This is a genomic window from Streptomyces prasinopilosus (assembly GCF_001419695.1).
GTDB classification, from domain to species: Bacteria; Actinomycetota; Actinomycetes; order Streptomycetales; family Streptomycetaceae; genus Streptomyces; species Streptomyces prasinopilosus.
The window spans coordinates 1-4,522 of sequence record NZ_LIRG01000872.1 but is presented as its reverse complement, the minus strand read 5'-3'; the positions used below and the strand labels follow the sequence as shown (position 1 = coordinate 4,522).

General features: G+C 73.8%; 5 protein-coding genes and 2 pseudogenes. 5 read left to right on the top strand and 2 right to left on the bottom strand.

The window, feature by feature from the left end:
• The first annotated feature begins 392 nt into the window (after window positions 1–392).
• Window positions 393–1,007, top strand: coding sequence for a hypothetical protein (locus AOK18_RS27815; RefSeq protein WP_079039839.1), 615 nt, complete (start codon window positions 393–395; stop codon window positions 1,005–1,007).
• A 199-nt stretch (window positions 1,008–1,206) separates the two neighbouring features.
• A pseudogene (locus AOK18_RS27810) lies at window positions 1,207–1,563 on the top strand (TSUP family transporter); the annotation flags it as partial.
• A gap of 13 nt (window positions 1,564–1,576) precedes the next feature.
• Here AOK18_RS27810 and AOK18_RS27805 read toward each other — a convergent pair.
• A complete protein-coding gene (locus AOK18_RS27805; protein WP_055696121.1) occupies window positions 1,577–1,855 on the bottom strand; it encodes a metal-sensitive transcriptional regulator in 279 nt (92 codons plus the stop codon).
• 85 nt (window positions 1,856–1,940) lie between these two features.
• Between AOK18_RS27805 and AOK18_RS27800 the strand changes: the two genes are divergently transcribed.
• The gene (locus tag AOK18_RS27800; protein ID WP_055696120.1) at window positions 1,941–2,504 is read left to right on the top strand and encodes a rhodanese-like domain-containing protein; all 564 of its coding nucleotides are present in this window, start codon (window positions 1,941–1,943) and stop codon (window positions 2,502–2,504) included.
• Window positions 2,505–2,610: 106 nt separating this feature from the next.
• Here AOK18_RS27800 and AOK18_RS27795 read toward each other — a convergent pair whose 3' ends face one another.
• Window positions 2,611–3,144, bottom strand: a complete 534-nt coding sequence (locus tag AOK18_RS27795; protein ID WP_055696119.1) for a DUF4396 domain-containing protein — start codon at window positions 3,142–3,144, stop codon at window positions 2,611–2,613.
• 425 nt (window positions 3,145–3,569) lie between these two features.
• On the opposite strand from AOK18_RS27795, the gene AOK18_RS27790 reads away from it, so the two are divergent.
• Both AOK18_RS27790 and AOK18_RS27785 read left to right on the top strand, forming a co-directional pair.
• Complete coding sequence (locus AOK18_RS27790; RefSeq protein ID WP_055696118.1) at window positions 3,570–4,091, top strand: toxin-antitoxin system HicB family antitoxin; 522 nt, start codon at window positions 3,570–3,572, stop codon at window positions 4,089–4,091.
• 96 nt (window positions 4,092–4,187) lie between these two features.
• Window positions 4,188–4,522: pseudogene (locus AOK18_RS27785) on the top strand (DUF4097 family beta strand repeat-containing protein); the annotation flags it as partial.

Genomic DNA, 4,522 nt, shown 5'->3' with positions numbered 1-4,522 from the left:
GGGCGGGGCGGCGGCCTTCGCCCGGGGTCCTCCCCGGGCCCGGGCGGGTGTCCGGCGGGAGCCGGGTGAGTCATTCGGCCCCGGCTTCCCGTACCACCCTTTCGTACAGCCAGTTCGTACGCCTGTTTCGTACGGCCGCCCCGTGCGGTCGTTCACGGACGCGGGTATTCGGCCCCCCTCCAGGGCATCCGGTCCCGATCGGCCCGTGATCTGCGAAACTGGCGTGGGAGTGCACGCAGCTCACCCGGCCCGGGGCGGCCGGGCGCTGGCAAGGACCCGCGGGCAGATGCAGCACCGCACGTTTCGGCGGGCGGCCGTGGGGGAGGTCACTGACACGATGATCGGGTTGCGCGGCGGGGCCACGCGGCCTAGAAAAGCAGTCGGGTGGAGATATGCATCGCGGTGGCGGACTGGGCGAGGGGACCGACGGCCTCGGTCCTCGGCGTTCCCGGCGGGGTAGGCACCGGCGCGAGGCGGAAGAGGCGGACGCGGCCCGTCGGGCACACGGTGCTCCGGGCGAGGCCGAGCCGGTCGACCCGTCGAGTGCGGGAAGCAGGATGGGTGGGCGAGTGGGGGTGACCTACAAGTACTTCGGTGCGCCGGACGGCGCCACCGCCGCCCGCGTCCCGATCTCGATGCGCCCCGAGGAACTCGGCGGTGACGAACTCGGCATGGGCGGCATGTTCACCAAGATCAAGCCGGAGACGATGGCCGCCATGGTCCTCACCGGCATAGAGGGCGTCCCCCTGCACAAGGTGCCGCCGCTGGAACTGGTCGTCCTGCACCCCGACTACGCGGTCGTGAAGCTCCCGATGACGGCCGTCGACCCCCTCCGCGACATAGGCGAGGAGGCGGTGGGCGCGGCCGCCTTCATCTGGTCCACGGTCCCCGACCGCGGCGGCCCCGGCGACGCCTTCAACGTCTACCGGCTGCTGCACGAGTGGCAGGACTTCTCCCACCGGCTGCACGAGGCGGGGCACCAGCCGTACTGCCTGGTCTGGCCCTGAGCCGGGGACCTCACGCACGACGGGCGGGACTTCCGGGTCCCGCCCTCTTCGTGTCCCCGTGCCGGTACGGGCCTGCGGGCGGCCGGACCGCGTCGCGGGCCCACGGGTTCCACCCGGAGCGCACCGCGTTCCGGGCGGCTTCGTGACCGGCGCCGGAGCCTTTGCCGCTCCGGCCGGCACCTGAGTCCCCGCCCCCGCCGGACGCGGGGTCCCCCTCCGGGAAGCTCCGGTGGGTACGGGCCGACTGCCGGGCGTGGGCGGCGGCTTCCTCGCCGTCCCCGCCCTGGTCACCGTCCTGGCCTTCGCGATGCGGGCCGCCGTCGGCACCGGTCCGCTGGCCGTCACGGCCGACTCCCCGGCCTCGCTCGCCACCCGCTCGGGCGCCGCCGCCTCCCTCGACCGGGCGATGATCGGCCCCTTCGTCGCCACCGCGGTCCTGGGCGCCCGGGACGGCGGACGCCCGGCCGCGAAGGTCTCCGGACCCCGGCTGCAGCGCGTCTTCGCCCTCGTCCTGCCGGCCGTGGCCGCCCTCGTGCTCGTCGACGCGGTGACATGACGCGGCCCGTGGATCAGGCCAGCGACAGGAACAGCTTCTCCAGTCGCGCCCGCATCCGGTCCCGGTCCCCGGTGGCCTGCGCGCCCTCGGCCATGCAGTGCTGCAGGCCCGTCGCGATGATCGCGAACCCGGCCCGGTCCAGCGCCCGGGAGACCGCCGCGAGCTGCGTGATCACGTCCTCGCAGTCCCGGCCCTCCTCGATCATCCTGATGATCCCCGCGATCTGCCCCTGCGCCCGCCGCAGCCGGTTGAGCACGCTCTTGAGCTCGTCGGCCGCCATCTCCAGCTCCACACTTCCTCCTCCTGGATACCCCGCAGGGTATTCTAGTCCGTTCGGCACCCGCCCGGACGAAGAGACGAAAGGCAACCTCGCACACATGAGCACCCCCACCGCCATCGACCCCGCCCGGGCCGCCGAGCGCCTGAGCACCTACACCGTCATCGACGTGCGCACCCCCGGCGAGTACGCCGCCGCCCACCTGCCCGGCGCCCACAACATCCCCCTCGACCACCTGCGCACCGCGCTCCCCGCCCTCAGGACGGCGGCCGCCCACGGCGAACTGCTGATGGTGTGCGCCTCCGGCGCCCGCTCCGCCTCCGCCTGCGCCCAGCTCGCCGAGGCCGGCATCACCGCCACCACCCTCACCGGCGGCACCACCGCCTGGATCCAGCAGGGCCACCCCGCCGACCGCGACACCACCGGGGCCACCTGGCCCATGGAGCGCCAGGTGCGCCTGGCCGCCGGAGCCCTCGTCCTCGCCGGCCTCGCGCTCGGCACCCGCTACCGGCCCGCCCGCCGGCTGTCCGCCGCCGTCGGAAGCGGCCTGGTCCTCTCCGCCGCCACCGGCACCTGCGGCATGGCCGCCCTGCTCGCCAAGCTCCCCCACAACCGGCCCCGCACCACCGACCTCGACGCCACCCTCGAGGCCCTCGGCCGGTGACACCCCCGCGCCCGGGGTCTCTTCGCCCGCTCCCGTCGGTGCACGTCACCGCGCCCGGGCACCCCGCCGACGCGGGGTGCCCGGGCGCGGCCCGGCGGGGCGGGCGTCAGTGGGCGGCGTGGACGACGGCGTGCCCCCTGCCCCGGCCGATCATCCACTTGTTCACCGGCGTGGTGACCAGGAAGGCGACGACGAAGCCGCCCAGCAGTGACGACCAGAAGAGCCCCTCGGACAGGTGGGCGTCCATCGCACCCGGGACCAGGGCGATGATGCCGTTGTCGACGAGTTCCATCACCGCGATGGAGACGGTGTCGGCGGCGAGCGCGACCCTGACCGCGGCCTTGAGGCCCAGACCGGCCCGGCGCACCGCGAACAGCGTGAACGAGTAGCCGAAGACGAAGGCGAGCACGATCGCCAGGGCCATGGTGGGCACGTTGCCCCACAGCAGCGCGGTGCCGATGACCATGCCGAGGATCTCGCCGACGGCACAGCCGGTCAGGCAGTGCAGGGTCGCCTTCGCCGCCGTTCCCCACGACGCCCCGGACGTACGACCACCGCGGTCGGCGTGGTCGGCGTGTCCGGTGGGGCCGTGTCCGGTGGGGCGGTGTTCGATGCCGGCACGGTGTGCTGCGTGGTCCATGGCCCTCATCCCCTTTCGCATCCAGTGTGGTCCCTCGTGATCCCGGGTTCCACACACCCAACCTCATACCCCCTGGGGGTATTCCGTCGACAAGACCCGCCCACCGGAACGACCGGGCCCGGCGGGCCCGGCGGGACGGGACCGCGCCCGCCGTCCGCGCAGCCCCGCACCCACGGGCACCACGTGACGCCAGATGGCATCACGTGGCGTTATTCGGTGCCACATGGCGCCAAACAAGCGCCAGATAGCGCCATCGAAACCGACGCCAGCCCCCCGGCGCCCACCCGGCACCTTCGATCACCCCCTCACCCCCACGCCCCTCACCTGCGGAAACCAAGACCTGGGAGGATCCACGAGCCCTTCGCGAGACACCAACTCACTTTCCAGGCTTGTCAATGGCGCCACAACGGTGCCACTATGGCGTCATGGATCTCACGCCGTATGTCGACACACTCCGCCGGGAACTCGCGGTGGCCGCCGAGGCCGGCGGGGAGGACGCCCGTGAGCTGGCCGAGCGACTGACCGCCCCGCTGGAGTCGGCGACCCGGCTGACCCTGCTGAACGTGCTGTCCGCCGCCATGGACGAGGTCACCCGTGAACTCGCCCCCGGTTCGGTCGACGTACGGCTGCGCGGGCTCGACCCCGACTTCGTCGTGACACCGCCGCCGGGCGACGCCGGCTTCGGGGCGCCGGCCGGTCCGCCCGAACCGCTGAAGGCTCCGGCCCCGGTGCCCGCCGACGAGGACGGCGCCACCGCGCGGGTGAACCTGCGCCTCCCGGCCCCCCTCAAGGCGCGCGCCGAGGAGGCGGCCGCACGCGAGGGCCTGTCGGTCAACGCGTGGCTGGTGCGCGCGGTGCACTCGGCCGTCGAGAGCGGCGACATCCGGGCCCGTTCCACCACGTCGACCAGGAGCGGCGGACAGCAGTACACCGGCTGGGTGCGCTAGACCCGTCCGGGACCCGCCCGGGCGCGCACCGCACCGCACCGCCGTACGGACACAGACTCCGAGAACTTCCCGAGCAGCCCAGAGGACGGGACGGCCATGCCTTCTTTCGAGACCCCGGAACCGATTTCAGTGACCGTTCGCCTCGGCGCGGGAGACCTGCGGTTCCACGCCGGCGACCGCACCGACACCGTGGTGGAGGTGCTGCCCACCGACCCCGGGCGGGAGGGCGACGTCCGGCTCGCCGGACAGACCCAGGTGACGTACGCGGGCGGGCGGCTGCACATCAAGGCCCCCAAGCAGCGCTCGCTGTTCGGCCGGCCGCCGTCCGTGGACGTCGTCGTCGAGCTCCCCGCCGGTTCCCGGGTGGAGACGGACGCGACCGGGGCCGACTTCCGCGCCGAGGGACGGCTCGGCGAGGTGCGGGTGAAGTG

Coding starts and splice junctions, on each gene's coding strand:
- AOK18_RS27815 (WP_079039839.1), top strand. CDS start 393: ATGCATCGCGGTGGCGGACTGGGCGAGGGGACCGACGGCCTCGGTCCT.
- AOK18_RS27800 (WP_055696120.1), top strand. CDS start 1,941: ATGAGCACCCCCACCGCCATCGACCCCGCCCGGGCCGCCGAGCGCCTG.
- AOK18_RS27795 (WP_055696119.1), bottom strand. CDS start 3,144: ATGGACCACGCAGCACACCGTGCCGGCATCGAACACCGCCCCACCGGA.
- AOK18_RS27790 (WP_055696118.1), top strand. CDS start 3,570: ATGGATCTCACGCCGTATGTCGACACACTCCGCCGGGAACTCGCGGTG.